The organism is uncultured Flavobacterium sp. (assembly GCF_951805225.1).
Taxonomy (GTDB): Bacteria; Bacteroidota; Bacteroidia; order Flavobacteriales; family Flavobacteriaceae; genus Flavobacterium.
This window is the reverse complement of record NZ_OX638201.1, coordinates 4251769-4272566: the sequence shown is the minus strand read 5'-3', so window position 1 is coordinate 4272566 and position 20798 is coordinate 4251769. Positions and strand designations below refer to the sequence as shown.

The following is a 20798-nucleotide window of genomic DNA, read 5'->3' as shown; positions in this document are numbered from 1 at the left end:
ATAATTAGTTTGTGTGGTTTTTATAAATTGAAATGATTACCTGATTGGTAAAATTACTTTCTCCTCTTTTTACTATTTGATCTTCATCAGAGAAGAGAAATTCTTCAAAGAGGATTGAGTCTTTTTTCGAAATAAGATCTAACATCATAGCAAATGATGTGCTATTTTCAAAATCAACTAAGAGCTGGTGATCTCCTTCGACTATATTTATATAACGTGGAATTTTCCACTCTTCTCTAAAAGCTTGTATATCATTTTTTAGTTGGTCAAAAGGAACTTTTTTAAAGAATAATGAAATGTCTTGTTGGGTAAAAGTCCAATTTGCTTTTTTTAATATGATATTTTTATATTCTATTCGCGGTATATGTTTAAATATTTTTGTGAGACTATTTATTTCCAGACGCATTCCATTTCTTTTGCCTTGTGTTTGTAAATCACATAAGAAATGATATATCGGAGTACTATTGTTGTTAAAATTGTGAGCGTTTATTAATCTGGGAATGACTTTTTTGTTTTTAGATACGGAACGAAGAACAATTTCTCCTAAATGATTAACTGATACGGCTAAATCGCTAACGGGGATTTGATTGCTAAATTTTTGAATTGATTTTGCAAGGTATGGTATTTCATAATCGTAAAATTTTGATCTTGAAGAGACATTTCCAATTCTTGCTTCAGGTAAGTGGCCAATGTCAGCTAGAATAACATTTTCGCTGTTTCTTTTATCAGCCTCAGTTATTTGTTTGCAAAAGTGATCAATCTCATCATCAGCTAATGAAAATCTTCCAAATAGATTTGCACCAGTTGAATTTCCACCTGCGTTTAATAGTATTTTTTGTTTGCCATCTTTAATTACAAATTCGGTTAGGAATGACATTGTTTCAGGAAGATCGTCCCATTTGTCATTAAGATGAGGTAGCTCATCTTTATCTATAATAATGCTTTGGCTGTCTTTTTTATATGACTTCAAGATTTTTTCATGCAAGAGCAAGTCAAGTTTATTTAACCGAACGTCATTATTTGTATTTTTTTTATTTAATAAAATTTGATTTATAAAAGAATCATCAGGAAGAATGTTATGATATGGACTTTCTGTATATAAAATTCCAGAATCTGAATCTAAAGCTATTGATAAAGGTATTTCTGATTCTCCGAATTTTTCAATAAATTTTTTCTTAAAATTGTGCAAGAAATAGTTCTCCATGTAAGGAGATATTTGATTTAAGATGATAATCCCTTCTCTGATATCTTTTATCGCTTTTTTATCCAATGTATTTGTCTGGACTGCGATTTTTAAATCCGTTTGAAATAGAAATTTTTTATCAAATCTCGTATTGAGTTCCTCTAAAAGTGTTGTTATTTCATTATAACTAGAGATTTGACTTTCAATTTTTAGATCTAATTTTTCAATCTTCTCTGCAACATCTTCAATTATGTTCTTTATTTCATCGATATCTTCGATCTTGGATATTATTTGTCGTAAATGAGTAAAATAATCCAATCCCACAACTAGCGGTTCTAATTCGCTTACTAGTAATTGATTTTCTATTATTTGATTTATATAATCTAAAGCTTCGTGATATTCTACATCGCTATATTTTGCAATCAGTTTATTTGCAATTTCAGTAATTAAATAGCCTTCTTTAGAAAAATCAAGTAAAAAGTCCAGTACTTCTGATTTTTCGACCGAAACAATTTCATGACTTCTTTTTAAGCCATAATATTTATATTCAATATATCTAAGTTCATTATGATAGGAATATATAGTTGAGTTAGCGTAGAAACGAACGCTATTCTTAATTTTTTCGTTCTTAATTAAGTTATTAGTTAGAGAAACTAAATAAAACATATCGAGTTTTGTGTACTTTCTATGCTCAGTATTATTACTTACTAAAATATTATTTTCATCTGCAAATGAACCTATCGAATATCCGGCGTAAAGTCCGAAAGGCGTACACCTTGAAGACATACGAGTTAAATATTTGAGAAGTGAGGTTTTTAATTTTTCTGTTTTTTTGACATCTTCTAACTCTCCATCCAGCCATTTTTTCAAAATAACATATAAGTTTGGAGATGCCACATAAATGGCTTCTTGTATTAAACTTTCACTGAATTTTTTCTTGAAAGCGGAATCATCATCTTTTATTTCGTCTAAAAATGAAAATAAATCAGATATGGGATATAAAGGTGTTCTTAGGACGTAGTTGGGAAATAATTTATAAGGGAAATGGTTCATTATTTTTAGTGCTTAAGGAATTTAAAAGTGGTTGTAAAAACTCATTTTGCTAGTTTATTTTAATTGATTTTTATAAAAACAAGCATTCGCCCCAGTTTAGTTTTTTTGAATCTATATGGTCTAATAATGAAAGGCCAATGCCTGACAGTCCATTTAAAATGGTTAAATCTGAATCATTATTTATCGTAAGGTTTTTTATTCCAAGATCCAGCCAGTAATTGCTTGCTTTAAGGAAATCTTCTTTTTGTGTGATTTTATATGCGTCTGAGAAAATTTTATACGCTCCAAAATAACCGTGGCAAACACAGTCTAATTTCAAAGATGTTTTATCTAATGAAGATCTTTGTGAAGCATGTTCTAAGATTTCGATTCCGGTTAGTTTATAATTTTCATTATGATTGTAACGTACAGCTGTATTTAATAGATTAATACCGATACCAAGATCCCCGGAACACCAGCTAAGAGCGCTCTCATATTTTACAACTCCTTTTTTGCTTAAAAAATTCGGAAAAAGAGATATGTCTGAATTTTTATCATTCTTGTACTTTAACAAATAAGCAATATATTGATCAGATAATAATTGTGCTTTTGAATTGAATTTCGGGATTGTGGAGATTTTATTGAGAATGAATATGATATTCGAAATTCCATGTGCTGAGCCAAAAAATACATTGTTTTCAAAACCCATTTTAATAATGTGTTTTTTTGAACCATTTGGATATAACTCAATTTCCGGAAGTAATTCTGATAAATAGTTTAATAAAAGTCTAATTGATTTTTCAATTTTTTCTAAGTTTTCAGAATTGGTTAAACTATTATAGCGATCAATAGAATAATTTAGATATCCAATGGCACCATGAAAAAAATCAAAATTGTTGTCTTTTATTGAAAAATCTATCCATTCATGATTATAGTCGTCGATCTCATAAAGGACTTCATTATTACTATCGTCTATAAAATTTTCTTTTATTAGATAGTTTATTATCCACGCAAATCCAACGATTCCGTTGCAGTAAGTTGGTTTTGAATATCCTTCGTTAATTTTTAAAATGCATTTTTCAAGAATAGTGCTTCCAATTGTAGTTTCTTTATTAAATACTCGCGAATAATGAAAATTAAATAAAGCAAGACCAGAAAGACCTGCCAGAACTCCAATTTCGTTTGTTTTTTGATAGTTTGAGCTAATTAGATCATTGATTAAATGAATCTTTGACTCTATGAAATCCATAAATAGAATGTATTGAATAAAAAATCCAAAACTGTTAAGTTTTGGATTTTTCACTTAATTATTAATAAAAATAATTACGATAGTTTGGTCATGCAAGTTCCACCTTCAGAAACGATACAGCTGGTATAAGATGAAGTATCATTCCATCCTCCTCCAATTGTTATAATATCAACGCCTCCGGTAGAAGTTGTTCCACTTGGTCCACTTGTGTCAGTTGGATTAGTAGTTGGCTGAAGTGTACTAGTAAAAGATGGTACTTCGCCTCCACCTTTTAGATTTTGCAATTCATCATTTTGTAATGGTCTAAGATTAAGATTGTCAAGTTTTGAAATCGTAATTTTAGTTAACTTAAGATTAGTTTTCATAAATCAAACTTTTTTTAGTGTATAGTATTACAAATATATTCGATAATACTATTCTTGCCAAGAAAACGTGTGGTTTTTTATGTTAAATTTTACGACTTTATCTTGAAGAAAATTAAACATTTTAGTAATATTAGGTTTGTTGATTTTTCCTGTTGAAATGCAGTTTTGCCAAAGTATTACAAACTCTTCATCAGGAAATTTACTCCAATTACATTTGTCTCTGAATAAGTCATTTGTAAATAGTTTTTCGGTTTTTAAATCTGAAACTATTTCAAAATTTAAAAAATGAGAATAGAAATTCAAGCTTATTTTCATAAACAGCATATAGGTGTAAGTAAAATAAGGAGAGTCTTCTTCCAGAGTTTCTAAGTAACTTTTGTAGTTATATAAAAGATATATGTTTGATTTTAGAGATTCATCATCAATATCTCTTTTAGCAAAGTCGCTTCCCTGATAATGGTGAGCAAGTTTTTGTAATTCAGAAAGTATACCGTCTTTTTCAAAGATAATTTTACCCATAGAGATTGTAGTTGCTTCAAATCTACTATTTCTGGAGAATTCTCTTTTTAATATATTTTCTATAATATTATGACTCCTTACCAAATATGAAATTTTGAATCCATCGATTTCTGTTAAACCTTTGGTTGTTTTAAAACCTTCAGTCACGAATATTCGAATATCAATATCCGAAGTTTTATGGTTCATCTCAATTGCATGACTTCCGGTTAAAAGTATTCCAACAACATCGTTATTATTACGCCAACTTTCTAAAAAATTATCAAGAGCTTCTTTCATTTATTTATATGCATATAATACTACTAAAGTAAAATAAAATTTAAAAAGACGGAAGAAAAAAGTAAAATAATTTCCTACTATTTTGATGTATTCCAGATTCGAAAAAGTGAGTTTTCTGCGGAAAGGGAAGTTGTTTAAAATGTGAAGTGAAGTCTTCGGGAAATTAAGTAATGTGCAAAAAAAATCCCGTCTCGAATTTCGGACGGGATTTTTTTTATTATTCTACTATTGTTTCTATTGTCACTTTCATGGCACCGCTTCCTTTGCTTTTGGTGATTTCCATAAAGGCTCTTTTAGATAAATCAAGTTCTCTTGTTTTTACAAACGGACCACGATCGGTAACTTTTACGATTACAAATTTTCCGTTGGCTTCATTTGTTACTTTTATTCTTGTTCCAAATGGAAGTTTCTTGTGTGCGGCAGTATATGCGCTGTTGCTGAATCTGCTTCCGTTTGCTGTTTTTTTACCATTAAAACGATCAGCGTAGTAGGAGGCATGTGCATTTTTCTTGTATGGTTTTAGTTTTAAACCTTTGTCAGTAAAAACAGAATCTGTAGGTATTGCAATTAAGTTTGGTCTTACCGTTTTTACCGTGTCCTGTTGAGGTGGTTTAGATTCGATTACTGGTTTTGTCTGACTTATGACATAAGTAAAACAGCTTAAAAAGGTTATAGTAAGTGTTGTGAGTAAAATATGTTTTTTATTTCTCATTTTTTATTTTTTTTCAGACTTGGGGAGTTTGTACAAATAATATGCCGAGATAAAAAAAGCCCTAGAATTTTAGGGCTTTAATTGGTTTTTTTAGAACCATAGGTTCCACGGGATTCTGCTTAATATAAGCAATAATCCTAATCCGTAAAAAGTAGCAAAAGTTTTAAATTTAGCTTCGCTATTGATTAATTTTTTATGTTTTGACCATCCGATAGTTATCAAAATGATAGCAATAATATTAATAAGAGGGTGTTCTAATGATGTAAGTCTAAGTTCTGCATTAGACATTTGTCCAAAAGCTGCTTTTCCTAAAGGAGAAACAAAATAAAGGATTATACCAATCAATAATTGAGTATGTGTGCCTATTAAAGCAAATAAAGCAATTTTGCGATCTTTAGCGGTGAATTCTTTCTTTGAAGTTAATCCGATAATTGAATTTACCACTGCAATTAATAAAAGTAATAAAGCTAAATAAGCCCAACCGGAATGGAATTTTTGTAGAAAATGGTACATAAATTTTATTTTTTGTTAAAACAAATATAGCAAAAAAGGGTATAAAAAAACGGCATTAAACTAAAAGTCAATGCCGTTTTTATTATTTATTAAGATTCTAAATTCTTAGAAATCGTAACGTAATGTAAAGTTCCAAGTTCTTCCGTAACCAAAGTAAACTTTGTTATCAGTTGCAAGTCCTTTGTAAAGTAGTCCGTTAGAAGCGTAAGTTCCTTTTGAACCAGCTGGCTGTCCAGCTGCAACAGGAACGTTGTCACTTGCAAAAATATTTGTAAATGATTCGTTGATGAAAACTTTATCAAAAACGTTGTTTACGTTTAATCTGAAGTTTAAAGCATTTCCTTTTCCTTGTCCGAAGAAGAATTTGTATGATACACCAGCATCAGTAGTAGCAAAACCAGGTAATTCTAATGCTCCTTTGTTAGTAGCACTTAAGAAGTTAACAGGTGAGATGTTACCATATAATTTTTCAGAATAGTTAAGGTTAGCATCTACATTAAGACCGTCTAAGATTTCGTAAGCTGCACCAATTGCCATTGTAGTTTGAGCGTTGTTTCCAACTTTTACTCCGTCTAAGTATAATGTTTGAGCAGTTCCGCCTGGGAATGGGTTGTTAGAAGCATCAAAACGATTACTTGTAGCATTTCCATCATATTTGTAGTCACCAATAGAGATCATACCATTAAGTTTCAATTTAGTAAGCACTTTTGCTGTTACATCTAATTCTACTCCTGTATGTGTTTCGTTTACACCTTGGAAAGTATAGTATCCTCCAGGGTTGTTAGCTTGGTCAGAATCAGTTCCAGGTGTGAATCTGTCATTCCATTGAGTGTAGTATCCGTTTAAGTTAGCATTGAAGATTCCTGAACGGAAACCGTATCCTACTTCAACAGCTTTAACTTTCTCGTTAGTTAAGTTATCATTGATGATAGAAGCATTGTTTGGATAAACAGCATTGAAAAATGGTTGTTTTGAGTAAAAACCAGCATTTACAAATACATTATGTTGATCATTAATGTTATAGTTTGCTCCAGCTTTAACGTCTCCACCAGCGATGTTTTTGAATTCAGTTTCAGAAAGTGGGTTAGAAGCTAAATACTTCATGTGATCAATTCTTTTGTATCCTTGTTGAGATACAGCACCTTGAAGGAAAGCTGTTAATTTACCAATAGTATATTCAAATTGTGTAAAAGCACCATAATAGTTTACTTCACTATCATTCCAGTAGTTGATTCTTTCTTGGTAATCAGTACTTACGAAAGGATTTCCGCTTGGTCTTGGAGCATAAGTAGTACTAAAGTATCCAGGGTTGTTGTTTACGTCAGCAGTATTTTTATAGTTTGTAGCTCCAAATAAATCAATTAAGTTTTGGTAGTGAATACCTTTGTAAGTTCTTCCTTCAACACCTATATCCCAAGTTAAGTTGTCAGTAAGTTTTTTATCTAAATTGATTACAGCACCATACCAGTTGTGTGAGTTAACTGAAGCAATTTCAGAAAGACCAGCAGTATTACCAGCTGAGCTTGAAGTATTTTGGTATTCAGCAACTACAGTTCCATTAACAGTTCTGTTTACAGCTTGTCTTTGTCCTATTGCAGTTACTTGTCCAGAGTTGTAAGCTTGAATTAAATCAAAATTGATTAATCCATTAGCATCTCTTAAGTTGTTAGGTACAGTAGCAGTTCCTACAGTATAAGGGTTTTGACCTTTTATACCACCTGTTGAAGTAGTTCCTCCACCACGACCCCAAGAACCGTAAGCTACAGTAGATAATTTTGTAGTTTCATTGATTTTGTAATCCCAGTTTAAAGACATAACTGGTTTGTGGTAATAATTTGTTCTTAAATTATATTCCTGACCATCTCTATATCCCCAATCAGAGTTATATTTAATGTTTGGTGTTTTACCATCACTTCCGTATTTTAAGAAATCACTTAATAGTGGAGAAGTGTTTCTTTGGTCGTGCCATTGAGGAGCTCCTGTAAATGTGAATTCTAAACTGTGTTTGTCATTGATTTTGTATCCAAAAGCCATGAAGTAGTTATATCCTTCAAATTTAGTTCCGTCAACATATCCGTTTCCTTCAGTTCTGCTAAATAAAACAGAAGCAGAAAGTCCATTTTTCATTAATCCTGTACTATAAGAAGCTTGAGCTTTTAAGTAGTTATCATTACCAAAGCTAGAAGAAAGTGATCCACCTTCTTTAACATCAGAAGATTTTGTAACAATATTGATTGTTCCTCCAACAGAAGAAATAGCCAATTTTGATGCTCCTAAACCTCTTTGTACTTGCATTGCAGAAGTTACATCAGAGATACCAGCCCAGTTACTCCAGAAAACAGCACTGTTTTCCATGTCGTTGATTGGCACTCCATTAACCATAATAGCAATGTTTTTTTGGTCAAATCCACGAATAGCAATTCTTGAATCTCCGTATCCACCACCTGCTTTTGAAGCATACACAGAAGGTGTGCTTTTTAAGATTTCTGGAAATTCCTGAGAACCTAATTTTTCTTGAATTTCAGCAGCTTTAATAGTAGAAACAGCAACAGGAGTTTTTCTGTCTCTTGCGATATCTACAACGCTACTTTTTACAACAATTTCGCTTAATTCGTTAGAATTAGATAATAAAACGATCTTTCCTAAATTTGTAGTTGCACCGTTAGATACAGCAAATTTGATAGTTTGATTTTCGTAACCTAAGTAAGAAATAACGATTTCTCCTGTGCTAGTTGTAGCATCGATAATAAATTTACCATCAAAATCTGTAGAAGTAGCAGCAGAGGATCCTTTGATCGCAACATTTGCTCCCGGCAATGAACCCACGCCGTCGGTAATAGTACCGGTAATTTTTCCTTGAGAAAATGCGGTTGAAACTATCATGAACAATAGTCCAGTAAGTAACCAATTTTTCATTGTCTTCATTTGTTATTTAGTTTATTGTTTTTGGCAAAATTATAACAATTAAATCAGATAGTGTTATCAAAATGTTAAGAAAAACTAGTTTTATCTAATGTGTTGCGCATTAAAATGATTTTTCGTTTTTTCGTTAAAGAAAATAATGTTTTATTGAATTTTGAATAGTGTTTTTTGTTAAAAGTGTAACGATAATAACTACTGCGTAAGTTAAAACTTGCAATAATAAACGTTTTTACTGTTAAAATATACTTCTTTATACGAAAAAACGCCTTAATTTGTGTTAAATTAAGGCGTTTCAAATAGTTAAGAAAACTTTTTATTTAAGTTTTTTATTTGTTCTTCAAGAAATGATTTAGCAAAAATGAAGTCGAGCTGTCATGATTTTTAACAGTCTTTGTGTTAATTTCATCCAAAATAGAGTTTGCCAGTTGTTTTCCTAATTCTACACCCCATTGATCAAAGCTAAAAATGTTCCAGATAACACCCTGAACAAAAATTTTATGTTCATATAATGCAATCAAAGATCCTAAGCTTTTTGGAGTCAGTTTTTGGATTAAAATTGTATTAGTTGGTTTGTTTCCTGTAAAAACTTTAAAAGGTAATAAGTAAGCAGCTTTTTCTGCAGAAAGTCCTTGTTTGTCAAATTCTGCCTGAACTTGTGCTGGAGTTTTTCCGTTTAATAAAGCTTCAGTTTGAGCAAAAAAGTTTGACATTAATTTATCATGATGATCTTCATTTCCGTAAAGTGGTTTTACGAATCCAATAAAATCAGTCGGAATTAACTTTGTTCCTTGGTGGATTAATTGGAAAAAAGCATGTTGCGAATTTGTTCCTGGCTCTCCCCAGATAATAGTTCCGGTTTGGTAGTTTACAGGTTTTCCGTCGCGACCAACACTTTTTCCGTTACTTTCCATAGTTGCTTGTTGCAAATACGGAGCAAGTTTTTGTAAATATTGAGTGTATGGAATTAAAGCTTCACTTTCGGCACCAAAGAAATTATTGTACCAAACGCTTAATAAAGCAAGTGTTACTGGAATGTTTTTGTCAAATTCAGCCGATTTGAAATGTTCATCCATTTCATTCGCGCCTTTTAGCATTTCATTATAATTATCAAATCCAATCGCTAAACTAATGCTTAATCCAACTGCACTCCACAAAGAGAATCTTCCTCCAACCCAATCCCACATTGGGAAAACATTGTCAGGATTAATTCCAAATTCTGTTACTTTCTGAATATTTGTTGAAACTGCCACAAAATGTTTTGCGATATCTTCCTGAGATGCCGATTTCAAAAACCATTCTTTGATAGTTTCAGAATTTGATAAAGTTTCCTGAGTTGTAAAAGTTTTAGAAACAATCAGGAAAAGAGTTGTTTCAGGATTCAGTTTTTTGATTATTTCGTTAACGTGATCACCATCAACGTTAGAAACAAAATGTAAGTTCAATTGATTTTTGTAGAATTGTAAAGCTTCAACCGCCATAACAGGTCCAAGATCAGAACCTCCAATTCCTATATTTACAACATCAGTAAAAGCTTTTCCGGTGAAACCTTTTCTTTCTCCAGAAATAACTTCGTTGCTGAATTGTTTGATTTTGTTTTTTACTTCGTAAACTTCAGGAATTACATTTTCGCCATCAACTTTAATAACTGCCGATTCCGGAGCGCGCAAAGCAGTATGCAAAACAGCTCTGTTTTCAGTTTGGTTGATAATTGCTCCGTCAAAATATTGAGAAATCGCATCTTTTAATCCAATTGAATTTGCCAATTCTAATAAAAGAGAGATCGTTTCAGGAGTAATATTATTTTTAGAATAGTCTACTAAAAAATCATTCCATTGCAAGTTGAATTTCTCAACACGAGCATTGTCTTGTTGAAACAATTCTTGTATCGTAGTTTCGTGAATTGCGTTATAGTGGTTTTGTAGATTTTTCCACGCTTCAGTCCCGGTTGGGTTTGTTGTGTTTAAAGCCATTTTATAGTTTAATTGAAAATTTGGTTATAAAAACACAAAAATACTGAAATTACTTTTAATAGCTTTAAGCTTCACAATTATATAACAATTAGTTACGAAAACGTTTTATGAGCTTGTTTATTTCAGATTTTGGTGGTTATTATGATTGCGCCACCATTTTCTTTTTCATTATATATAATGCGACTACTATTTTGATTTAAAAAGTTTAAGCTTTTGATGTCAGATTTTTTGAGAGGTAATAATATGGTGTCTTGTTTCTTGTCGTATTCAAAAGGAATTCCGTTTATGACAATTAAAGGCGATTCGTTAATTTGATTTTCTTCAAAAACTTTATTGACCATTTCTGAAACGTAATATCTGTTTTTCTCTGTGTCATTTAAAACAAAAGCGTGTGGATGAGAACAACCAAATAGTGTTGCAGATAAAATTATTAATAAAGCAGATTTCATCGATTGCTATTATTTAGGAAGATATTATTTCGAATAAAAAAAAAGAATTACCAAATTTTCCACCAGGGTTTTTTATTAACCTCGATAGTTTTATTGTTTATATCAATTTCAATTCTTTTTGGTTCTTCAATTTTGATTTTCGAATCATCAAAAAATAGTTCTCCATTAATACTCATTCCAAGTGGAGATTCGGTTCTTTGTTTCCATTCTGCGGTTTGCAATGATGGAATTAAGTCTGAATTGAGCTTATCTCTAAACTTTTTTCTTGCTTTTTCTATGATTTCTTCCTCAAGGTTTGAAGATGAGTTCTTGAAAAGCGAAATCGAATTATCGGGAATGTTCAACAGAAAAATTTGTGTTTTGTTTTCAATTTTCTGAATGTCCAGAACTTTAAAATAAGCAATTGAGTCTAAAAGGAAATGACCAATCTTTGCTGAATCAGGATTGAATTTTGATAAATCTTTTGGGTGCGCACTTGCAATTAAATATCTAACATTTCCAGATAAGCCGCCGCCAATAGAAGACATATCAGTAAAGCCTCTTTCCTGAATAATTTGACCAACTTTATAATTCAAAATTAAATTTTCCGGAAGATTTGTGTCTCTGTAAAATAGTCTTAAGCCTGAAAATGTTTCGTTATAAATTGTTTTAAGACGTGCATTTTTCATGTTTTTCTATTTTAAAATACGAAATGAAATCAGAAAATTACAAATTCCCAATACTATCCAATTCTCTTTTCAAAGGCTCCATTTGTTTTAAGAAACGAGTTTTGTCAGATCCGGTCAAAGATTCTCCAGTTGGTAAGTTCAGTCTAAGCGCATCAACCTGAACACCGTTTTTCCAGAAACGGTAACAAACGTGAGGTCCGGTTGCAAGTCCTGTGCTTCCAACTAATCCAATAGTTTGTCCTTGAGTTACACGTTGTCCGCGGCGAACCAAAATTCTCGACATGTGTAAATATTGCGTAGAATAAGTTCCGTTGTGTTTTACTTTTACAAAGTTTCCGTTTCCTGCTGTATATCCCGTTGCTTCTACAACTCCGGAAGCAGTTGTTGAAATTGGAGTTCCGGTTGGTGCAGCATAATCAGTTCCTTTGTGTGCTTTCCAGGTATGTTGAACCGGGTGAAATCTGTTTGCAGTAAATCGAGAAGTGATTCGGCTGAACTTAATTGGTGTTTTTAGAAAGAAATTTTTCAGTGTTTTTCCTTCATCATCATAATATTCTACTTTACCAGAAATAGTATCTTTCTCAAACGGAAAAGCATAAACGATTTTACCTTTATATTCAAAAAATGCAGCTTCAAGATCTTCAACGCCGTCATAAGTTTTTCCGTTTATAAAGCGTTCAGTGAAAATTAATCCGTAACGATCTCCTTTTTTAAGTTTAAAGAAATCGATAGACCATGAAAATACTTTGGTAATTCGGCTGGCAAGAGCAGTTTCTACATCTTCATCTCCTAAAGTTTCAGATAATGAAGTTTTTAAAACGCCGCCAATAATTTTACGTTTTAATGTTACCGGTTTTACTTTTTTGTATGCTTTAGCGATGCTGTCTCTTAAATCGACTACATAATAAGTTAAAGCGTCAGGTTGGTAAATGAAAACCTGTATTTTGTTTGTTTTATTTTTAGAGCGAAGAATCGTATAAGGTTTGTTGTATCGAATTGTTCTAACATCAAACGAATCTTTTACCTGTTCAACAATATCATAGACTTTTTTGTCTCCAATATTTTGACTTTGGATGATAGAACCAAAAGAATCTCCTTTTTTTATAGTGTCATTTACAATATTAAAGTCAGCGTAATTAAATCCAAATTCTACCTTTTTAGTTTTTGGTTTACTAATCTTAGTTTCTACTTTCTCCTCGATTTTATTACAAGAAAATACAGAGAATAATAGTATTATAAGTACGAATGCTTTTTTCAAACTTTTAAATTTTTTAGGAAATTAAGTAGTTGTTTCATTTCCCCAATTGGACAATTCTTCTTCGGTCCACAATTTAGGAAAAAAGATGCGTCTTTGGTATTTTGGATGCATATATTTTTGCCAATCGCTGCCACCAGTGGCTTCCCCGTTTCCTTTTCCGCTTTCTAATATGTATTTTCTTGCAGTATTAAGGTGTTGCATTACCCAAGTAATGTTTACAGTTTTGTCATAATGACGCATTGCTTTAATTAATGAAGTATTTTGCTGATCTTCTTCTGGTAATTGAGTAAATTTTTGCCAGATATTTTTAGTTTTAAAAGTAGACATCTGTCTCAAAAAGGGAACTTTGTATTTGTTCTCAAATTCTTGAAGTAAATATGATTTTTCTCCCGTTTGATAATCTTTTCCGGCAGCTTGCCAATACAAATGTTCGAATGTAGTTTCCAGATCAGTGTTTTCGTCAAAGTTTGCTTTGTATCTGCGATCTGTTAAATTGATGACATCAGTCGAAGCAAATTCTATCAATCTATATTGTGCGCTCTGAAAACCACTTGCCGGAGTAAGCGTGTTTCTGAACTTCATATATTGATCTACTTCCATTCCGTTTTCCATAATACTGAAAGAATTGGTAAGCATATCAAAATAGCGCGTGATTCTTGATAATCTTTCGCTGAAAAAATCAACCTGAATGTTTTGTGCATCGGCAATCTGATCGATTTCCCACAAAATCATTTTAAAAATTAATTCATTTACCTGATGATACATGATAAAAACCATTTCATCAGGAAGTGTTGTGCGTTGTGTTTGTAAACTTAGTAATGCGTCAGTTTGAATGTAATCCCAATAAGTAATTGGTTTAGACCAAAGTAATCCTTCTAATTGAACATCAGTTTTTTGATTTATAGCTTGGAATTTAAGGTCAATTTCTTTTAAAATTGATTCTGAATTATCAGTGATATTCATTATTTTTTTACTTTAAATGGATTCTTTAATCCTTTATATTCGTCAAGATCTGCTTTTAGTGATCCTACAGCAAGATCTGCTTTGATTCTAATTGGAACTTTGTTGTCGTCGTCTGTTATCCAGAGTGTTAAACTTTCTTTTTCTTTAAAGACTCTTCCGGTTTGTACAAGTGGCTTGAAGACCATTGTAGAAACGGTGCCAAATTTAGTCGTAATATCTTGACGGCCTACATATTTTAACTTAAATTTTGTGATTTCGTCGTCAAAAAACATGTCGATTGTAATCGCTTCGCCAGATTTTAATTTGTCAATACTTGGATGATTTCTCAAATAGTAAAATGCAGAAACGATATCTTGCACGTTATCAGTAATAACAATAGTTTTTTCGGTATTTCGTTTGTAGTCTTTTACCAAAACTCTGTTTTCAGCCTGATTAAAAAAACCTTCTTGGTTTTTAGTATAACCGCCTTCGTCAATTTTCCTGACATAGCGATAAGGAGATCCGGTTTCTTTGTCAAAATAACTTTCGTAAAGATCTTCTACCTTAAAGAAAAATTTTGACATTCCGGTTGTATATCCTTTTCCGACAGCGTGATGGACTTTTTTATTGTTTACAGTGGCATCTTTTATTTCGAGAGTTGCATATCCGGCATTAACAATTCCGTAGTGAATTCTAAATTTAAAATATTCACCCGTGCCAAAAGCATCTTCTTTGTAGGTGTCGAAGGAAAGTGTCGTTAGAATTAATATGATGAGGATGAGCTTTTTCATAGTACAATTTTTACATTTCATTATAAAGGTAAATAAATGCAAATTCTATTCCAAATGTACCAAAACAAAAAAACTCAGTCAAGGAATGACTGAGTTTTTATGCTATTAACTAACCAAAAAACTATAAATTATGAAATTTATATCAATTCAGAAGGAAACCACCCCTTCTTGATTTGCGAGTGCAAAGATATACAGAAAGTTCAATAAAGATATAGCAAAAGGTAAGTTTAACATAACATTTGCATAAAAAGCATGCTTTTTCAGAGAATTCCTCTGTATAATGTAAAAATATTGCGTTTTTACAATGTTCCTCTCAATTCTTGCTCTCTCTCAATCGACTCAAAAAGGGCTTTAAAGTTCCCTGCGCCGAATCCTTTTGCTCCCATTCGTTGAATAATTTCGAAAAATAGCGTTGGTCTGTCCTGAACTGGCTTAGTAAATATCTGTAATAAATATCCATCTTCGTCTGCATCGACCATGATAGCAAGTTTCTCAATTTCGTTCAAATCTTCTTTCATCATATCCATGTGAACACCTAATCTTTCTGGGATCGCTTGGTAATAAGTGTGAGGCGGAGCAGATAAAAACTCAACTCCACGAGATTTTAAGTCAGAAACTGTTTTGATAATATCGTCTGTTGCAATAGCAATATGCTGAATTCCAGGTCCACCGTAGAAATCTAAATATTCCTCGATTTGTGATTTTTTCTTTCCCTCAGCTGGTTCGTTGATTGGGAATTTAATTCTTCCGTTTCCGTTTGACATTACTTTGCTCATCAAAGCCGAATATTCAGTGTTGATTTGTTTGTCATCGAATGATAGGAAATTTACAAATCCCATAACTTCTTCGTAGAATTTTACCCAAGTATTCATTTCGTTCCAACCCACATTTCCAACCATGTGATCAATATATTTTAATCCTGTTGGTGCTGGATTGTAATCTGATTTCCATTCTTTGTAACCTGGAAGGAAAACTCCGTTATAGTTTTTTCTTTCTACAAAAATATGAACAGTTTCTCCGTAAGTGTAAATTCCGGAACGAACTACTTCTCCAAATTCATCTGATTCTACAGTTGGTTCCATGAACGAACGTGCGCCACGTTTCATAGTTTCTTCGTAAGCGCTTCTGGCGTCTTCAACCCAAAGTGCAGCAACTTTTACACCGTCTCCATGTTTTTGAAGATGTGCATGAATTGGAGAATCTTGTGTTAATGGCGTAGTTAAAACGATTCTGATTTTATCTTGTTTCAAAACATAAGATGCTTTGTCTTTTACTCCGGTTTCTAATCCGGCGTAAGCTAATGACTGATATCCGAAAGCTGTTTTGTAATAATGTGCAGATTGTTTTGCATTTCCTACATAGAATTCTACATAATCTGTTCCTAATAATGGAAGGAAATCTTGCGCTCCTTCAAAGATTTTTTCTAATCCGTATTCTACTGATTTTACTTCTTTGCTCATGATAATTAGATAATTTGATAATGAGAAAATAAGATAATTTTTGAAATGCTTATAATTAAAAATAATTTTCTAATTGACACATTTTCTAATTTTCTAATTCCTCTTAGATGTTGATATTATTTTATTTAAAATTTTTAAAATTTCTGAGAGATCATTTAATAAACGAATGCACTTTGGATATTCGCTATGTGCATCGCATAAAAACAACCAATATTCTGTTTCGTCTGCTTCTTTAATTGCAATTTTTAATTTATGAATAAAATCTGCTTTACTTTCTGCGTTTTGTGATTCTTTTGAGTTTGCTCCAATTGAAGTTCCACTTTTTAATAACTGATTAGCGATTACGAATTTCTTTTGTGCCTGAAGTTCGCTGGTGTAATCAATTATGTTTAATGCGAAATTGAATGTTTTTATTAAAAGAGCGTTGTCTTTATATTTTTCGTTGAAAGTCATTTTATAATGTGATAATTAGAAAATTTGATAATGAGATAATTATTATATTGTAGGTTTAAATTTACAAATTAATAAATGAAATGTCATTATAAAAAGGCACATTAAATAATTTATGCGGTTTCAAGAGCATTTTCTAATTATCTAATTGCCACATTTTCTAATTAAAAAATTATCTAATTATCAAATTGGCACATTGACTAATTACTCAGTCCAAGACTTATAATACTGACCATCGTCAAGTCCCATTGCTTCTTCCGTTACCATTAATGGGCGGAAAGTATCAACCATAACGGCTAATTCATGAGTTTCTTTATGACCAATACTGCGTTCCATTGCGCCTGGCGCTGGACCATGCGGAATTCCTTTTGGGTGTAAAGTGATGTGACCTTGCTCTATATTGTTACGACTCATAAAATCGCCATCAACATAATATAGTACTTCGTCAGAATCTATATTGCTGTGATTGTATGGCGCCGGAATTGCTTTCGGGTGATAATCGTAAAGTCTAGGGCAGAATGAACAAACGACAAAAGTTGCCGTTTCGAAAGTTTGATGTACCGGAGGCGGTTGGTGAACACGTCCCGTTATTGGTTCGAAATTATGAATCGAAAATCCGTATGGAAAATTGTAACCGTCCCAACCCACAACGTCAAAAGGATGTGTGGCATAAACGACTTCGTGAATCATTCCTTCTTTTTTGATTTTAATTAAAAAATCACCTTTTTCGTCATGTGTTTCCAATTCGTTTGGCAAAATAAAATCACGTTCGCAAAATGGCGAATGTTCTAAATGTTGTCCAGATTGGTTTTTATAACGTTTTGGAGTATAAAAAGGAGAATAAGATTCGACGTAGAAAAGACGATTTTCCTCGGTTTCAAATTCTATTTGGTAAATAATGCCTCGTGGAATAATTAAATAATCACCATATTCAAATGGAATGTTCCCAAGCATGGTTCTTAATTTTCCTTTTCCTTTATGGATGAAAAGCATTTCATCGGCATCGGCATTTTTGTAGAAATAATTTCTAAGAGATTCTTTTGGAGCTGCCAATCCTATAATGCAGTCTTTGTTGACTAACATTGGTTTGCGGCTGTCCAGAAAATCATTTTCAGGTTTTAATTCAAAACCTTTAAAGAGTAATGATTTTATATTTTTTCCGATTGCAATTTTTGGTTCAACCGAATAAGAGTTTAAAATTTCTTTAACCTGCGTTGGTCTGTGAACATGATAAGAAAGTGACGAATGTCCGTGAAAACCTTCGGTTCCAAATAATTGTTCGTAGTAGAAACCTCCGTTTGGTTTTTCGAATTGGGTGTGTCTTTTTTGAGGGAAATCTCCAAGTTTATGATATAATGGCATGGCTTTTCTATTAGATAATTTGTAAATTAGATAATTCGAAAAATTTGAATTGTGTGAACAGATAATTAGTTCAATTCTTAAAATTGCCTAATCATCTCAATTCGATAGCTTCACTCAGGATTTCTCTTGATGAGGAATTGAAGATATTCTAATAAACCTGTCCATTTTGTTTTCATTATAACAAATGTCGTAATTTTTATTGAGTAAAATTATAAATTATATCATTTATAAACCTAACATATTTCAATTTTTTTTGATATAAATTTTACAGAGTATAAAAATAGTAGATTTTTATTGCACTATTAGTTAATAGAGTATTAAAATGAAAACCCGATACTAAACCATGTAAAACTTTTTGAAAGTTCCGGAGACCACGATTGCTTAACTTCGATTGGGCCAATAATAGTTTCTAATCCGTAACCTACAGCATAACCTGAATATTTGGGCATTGAAACCCAATCTACCGTAGTGAAAATATCATCGCCTAAGTTGGCAAAATTTGCCGAAAGGTTAACGTGATTCTTTTTAAAAATTTCATAATCTAAAGTAATATCGGTTTTTATAAAACTGTTTCCTGCAATACTTAAGAAATCATATCCGTAGAAATAATTGAAATTATTGATTTTGTTGTAACCGTAACCACCCAATATAAAATCGAAGAAAGGTACGCTGTCACTGCCAATATTAAATCCGGCATCTGCACCAATTTTTATCGTAGCTCTTCTGAATAAAGTTCTTGCAAAAGCAATTTCGGCTTTTGCGATCGAAAAAGGTTTGAAGTTTTTGGTATAATCTGATGATGCTAAATAGGTTTGTAAATCCGTAGAGAAATACAATCCCGAATGCGGAAAGGTTTTTTTATCGAAAGAATCATATTTTAAATATCCAAATACGCTAAAATAATTACTCTTATCAATAATGTTTTCTGCATTGGAAAGAGTAGGAGAGTTTATCTTCAAATATTTGTATTCGACACCTCCGCCCATTAAAAACTTTTGCACAAAAATGGTTTGAAAATACGCCTGATTCGTCAAATCCAGAAAGTCAACATTTATTAGATTAACGTTAGGATTTGCTCCGGTTAAATTGCTAATACTTGTTGTAACATTTCGGTTAAACTGATTCAATCGAGATCGGAATCCAAAGCTGATATTAAAACCATTTTCGACATAATAATTCAAATCATATCTAAAATTATCACCTAAAATAATGTCAAGCGAAGTAATATCATTTTTTAAGAATGTTTTTTTATGCGTAAGATTCAGTAGAATTCCACTTTTGTAAAGACCATCATAATGCAATCCAAGTTTTAAAAATGTTTGCGTTGGATTTTCTTTTAATACAAGATCAAGATCGTCATTATTACCGTCCGGTTGAAGGCAATATGAAATCGTGCTAAAGTTTTGAGTTGCATTAATATTATTGATTCCCGCTTTTAAATCGTCATAAGTTATGGTACTTCCGGGTTTGAAACGCAATTTACCATTGATGTATTCTTTGGTATAATTGTCTAATTTATCACTGTTTATTTTATTAATTTCAAGAGTATCTGAGCTAAGTTTTAGCTTTGGTTTTTTGTAGAAATTATCTTCATTGACCAATGATTTAATTTTTTCATAAACGGCAAAAGCAGCTTCTTCACCTTTTCGGATGATTTCCTCGCCTTTGTCAAAAGAGATTACTCCATAATCCCGAATGTCCGGTTTGATGTAAATATCAGTGTCTTTTATTTTGCTTTTCATTTTATCAATCGATTGTAGATTGGTAATTTGAACCAAAATTCGGGTAGCATTTTTAAGATTTTTACGATTCATTAAATCGTCCTGAACATCAACACCAATAATTATATCAGCGCCAAGATTGCGCACTTCTTTTATAGGATAATTGTTGACAACGCCTCCATCAACTAATAAGTTTCCATCAATTTCGACGGGAGTAAATAACGACGGAAATGCCGCACTCGCCATCATTGCCTGAACCAGATTTCCTTTGTTCAGTAAAACTTCTTCGCCGGTTTCGATATTGGTTCCAATGCATAAAAACGGAGTTGGGAGTTTATTGAAATCGCGAACATGACGCACATTTCTAGTTAAACTACTCAGTAAATTATAATTGTACATTCCTTTTGAAAGTGCTTCGGGAATTCCAACTTTAAAATTACTAAACGGCAAAACGATTGCATACAATTCATCATTTTTTTTACCGTAAAAGTTTTTAGACGAACGCGGAATATAATCGTTTATTAATTCGTCGAAATTGGTTTTTTTAAAAATAGAATCAATTTGTGAAGCATTATAACCAGAAGCATAAAGCCCGCCAATGACAGATCCCATACTGGTTCCGCCAATATAATCGATTTTGATTCCGGCTTCTTCCAGAACTTTCAGAACGCCAATATGTGCAAATCCTTTTGCGCCTCCGCCACTTAAAACCAAACCAATTTTTGGTCTTTTAATGCTGTCTTGTTTTTTATCTTGTGAAAAAGTATTTTGTGTACTGAATAATAAAAGCGCTGAAAAAACGGCTGTCACGCCCCAGATGGAAATGGAAAATGGCGAGTGACAAAACGATATTTTTTCCTGCAAAAAAAGAGCGACTTTAGAAGCTCCTTTTATTGGAGTAGAAAAAAATCGTTTTGACCGAGTATTTGTAATGAACAGCTGGATTAGGCGCATAA

Annotated in this window: 17 protein-coding genes; all 17 read right to left on the bottom strand. The window is 32.0% G+C overall.

Features of this window, described 5'->3' with window-relative positions; genetic code table 11:
* Positions 1–4: 4 nt before the first annotated feature.
* The gene (locus WN975_RS17910; RefSeq protein WP_337967682.1) at positions 5–2236 is read right to left on the bottom strand and encodes a lantibiotic dehydratase family protein; all 2232 of its coding nucleotides are present in this window, start codon (positions 2234–2236) and stop codon (positions 5–7) included.
* 70 nt (positions 2237–2306) lie between these two features.
* A complete protein-coding gene (locus WN975_RS17905; RefSeq protein WP_337967681.1) occupies positions 2307–3464 on the bottom strand; it encodes a lanthionine synthetase LanC family protein in 1158 nt (385 codons plus the stop codon).
* A 74-nt stretch (positions 3465–3538) separates the two neighbouring features.
* Entirely contained in the window at positions 3539–3829 is a 291-nt protein-coding gene (locus WN975_RS17900) for a hypothetical protein (protein WP_337967680.1), read from the bottom strand.
* A gap of 48 nt (positions 3830–3877) precedes the next feature.
* Positions 3878–4624, bottom strand: a complete 747-nt coding sequence (locus tag WN975_RS17895; RefSeq protein ID WP_337967679.1) for a nucleotidyltransferase domain-containing protein — start codon at positions 4622–4624, stop codon at positions 3878–3880.
* 217 nt (positions 4625–4841) lie between these two features.
* A complete protein-coding gene (locus WN975_RS17890) occupies positions 4842–5336 on the bottom strand; it encodes a septal ring lytic transglycosylase RlpA family protein (protein ID WP_337967678.1) in 495 nt (164 codons plus the stop codon).
* A 90-nt stretch (positions 5337–5426) separates the two neighbouring features.
* Positions 5427–5849 (bottom strand): hypothetical protein, encoded by a 423-nt coding sequence (locus tag WN975_RS17885; RefSeq protein ID WP_337967677.1) that lies wholly within the window; start codon positions 5847–5849, stop codon positions 5427–5429.
* 105 nt (positions 5850–5954) lie between these two features.
* Positions 5955–8765 carry a TonB-dependent receptor gene (locus tag WN975_RS17880; protein WP_338140823.1) on the bottom strand — a complete coding sequence of 937 codons (2811 nt, stop codon included), beginning with the start codon at positions 8763–8765 and terminating at the stop codon, positions 5955–5957.
* 332 nt (positions 8766–9097) lie between these two features.
* Entirely contained in the window at positions 9098–10741 is a 1644-nt protein-coding gene (gene pgi / locus WN975_RS17875) for a glucose-6-phosphate isomerase (RefSeq protein WP_337967675.1), read from the bottom strand.
* Positions 10742–10863: 122 nt separating this feature from the next.
* A complete protein-coding gene (locus WN975_RS17870; RefSeq protein WP_337967674.1) occupies positions 10864–11190 on the bottom strand; it encodes a hypothetical protein in 327 nt (108 codons plus the stop codon).
* Positions 11191–11237: 47 nt separating this feature from the next.
* A complete protein-coding gene (locus WN975_RS17865; protein ID WP_337967673.1) occupies positions 11238–11858 on the bottom strand; it encodes a hypothetical protein in 621 nt (206 codons plus the stop codon).
* Positions 11859–11895: 37 nt separating this feature from the next.
* On the bottom strand, positions 11896–13116 hold the full coding sequence (locus WN975_RS17860) for a peptidoglycan DD-metalloendopeptidase family protein (protein WP_337967672.1): 1221 nt from the start codon (positions 13114–13116) through the stop codon (positions 11896–11898).
* Positions 13117–13137: 21 nt separating this feature from the next.
* Positions 13138–14079 carry a tryptophan 2,3-dioxygenase family protein gene (locus tag WN975_RS17855; protein ID WP_337967671.1) on the bottom strand — a complete coding sequence of 314 codons (942 nt, stop codon included), beginning with the start codon at positions 14077–14079 and terminating at the stop codon, positions 13138–13140.
* Positions 14079–14849 (bottom strand): DUF3108 domain-containing protein, encoded by a 771-nt coding sequence (locus WN975_RS17850; protein WP_337967670.1) that lies wholly within the window; start codon positions 14847–14849, stop codon positions 14079–14081. The genes WN975_RS17855 and WN975_RS17850 overlap by 1 nt, the downstream gene beginning before the upstream one ends.
* A gap of 299 nt (positions 14850–15148) precedes the next feature.
* Positions 15149–16309: a 4-hydroxyphenylpyruvate dioxygenase gene (hppD, locus tag WN975_RS17845; protein ID WP_099709847.1), complete on the bottom strand. Its 1161-nt coding sequence runs from the start codon at positions 16307–16309 to the stop codon at positions 15149–15151.
* A gap of 93 nt (positions 16310–16402) precedes the next feature.
* Positions 16403–16762: a four helix bundle protein gene (locus WN975_RS17840; RefSeq protein ID WP_337967669.1), complete on the bottom strand. Its 360-nt coding sequence runs from the start codon at positions 16760–16762 to the stop codon at positions 16403–16405.
* 201 nt (positions 16763–16963) lie between these two features.
* The gene (locus tag WN975_RS17835; protein WP_099709846.1) at positions 16964–18121 is read right to left on the bottom strand and encodes a homogentisate 1,2-dioxygenase; all 1158 of its coding nucleotides are present in this window, start codon (positions 18119–18121) and stop codon (positions 16964–16966) included.
* 317 nt (positions 18122–18438) lie between these two features.
* The gene (locus tag WN975_RS17830) at positions 18439–20796 is read right to left on the bottom strand and encodes a patatin-like phospholipase family protein (protein WP_337967668.1); all 2358 of its coding nucleotides are present in this window, start codon (positions 20794–20796) and stop codon (positions 18439–18441) included.
* Positions 20797–20798: the final 2 nt, after the last annotated feature.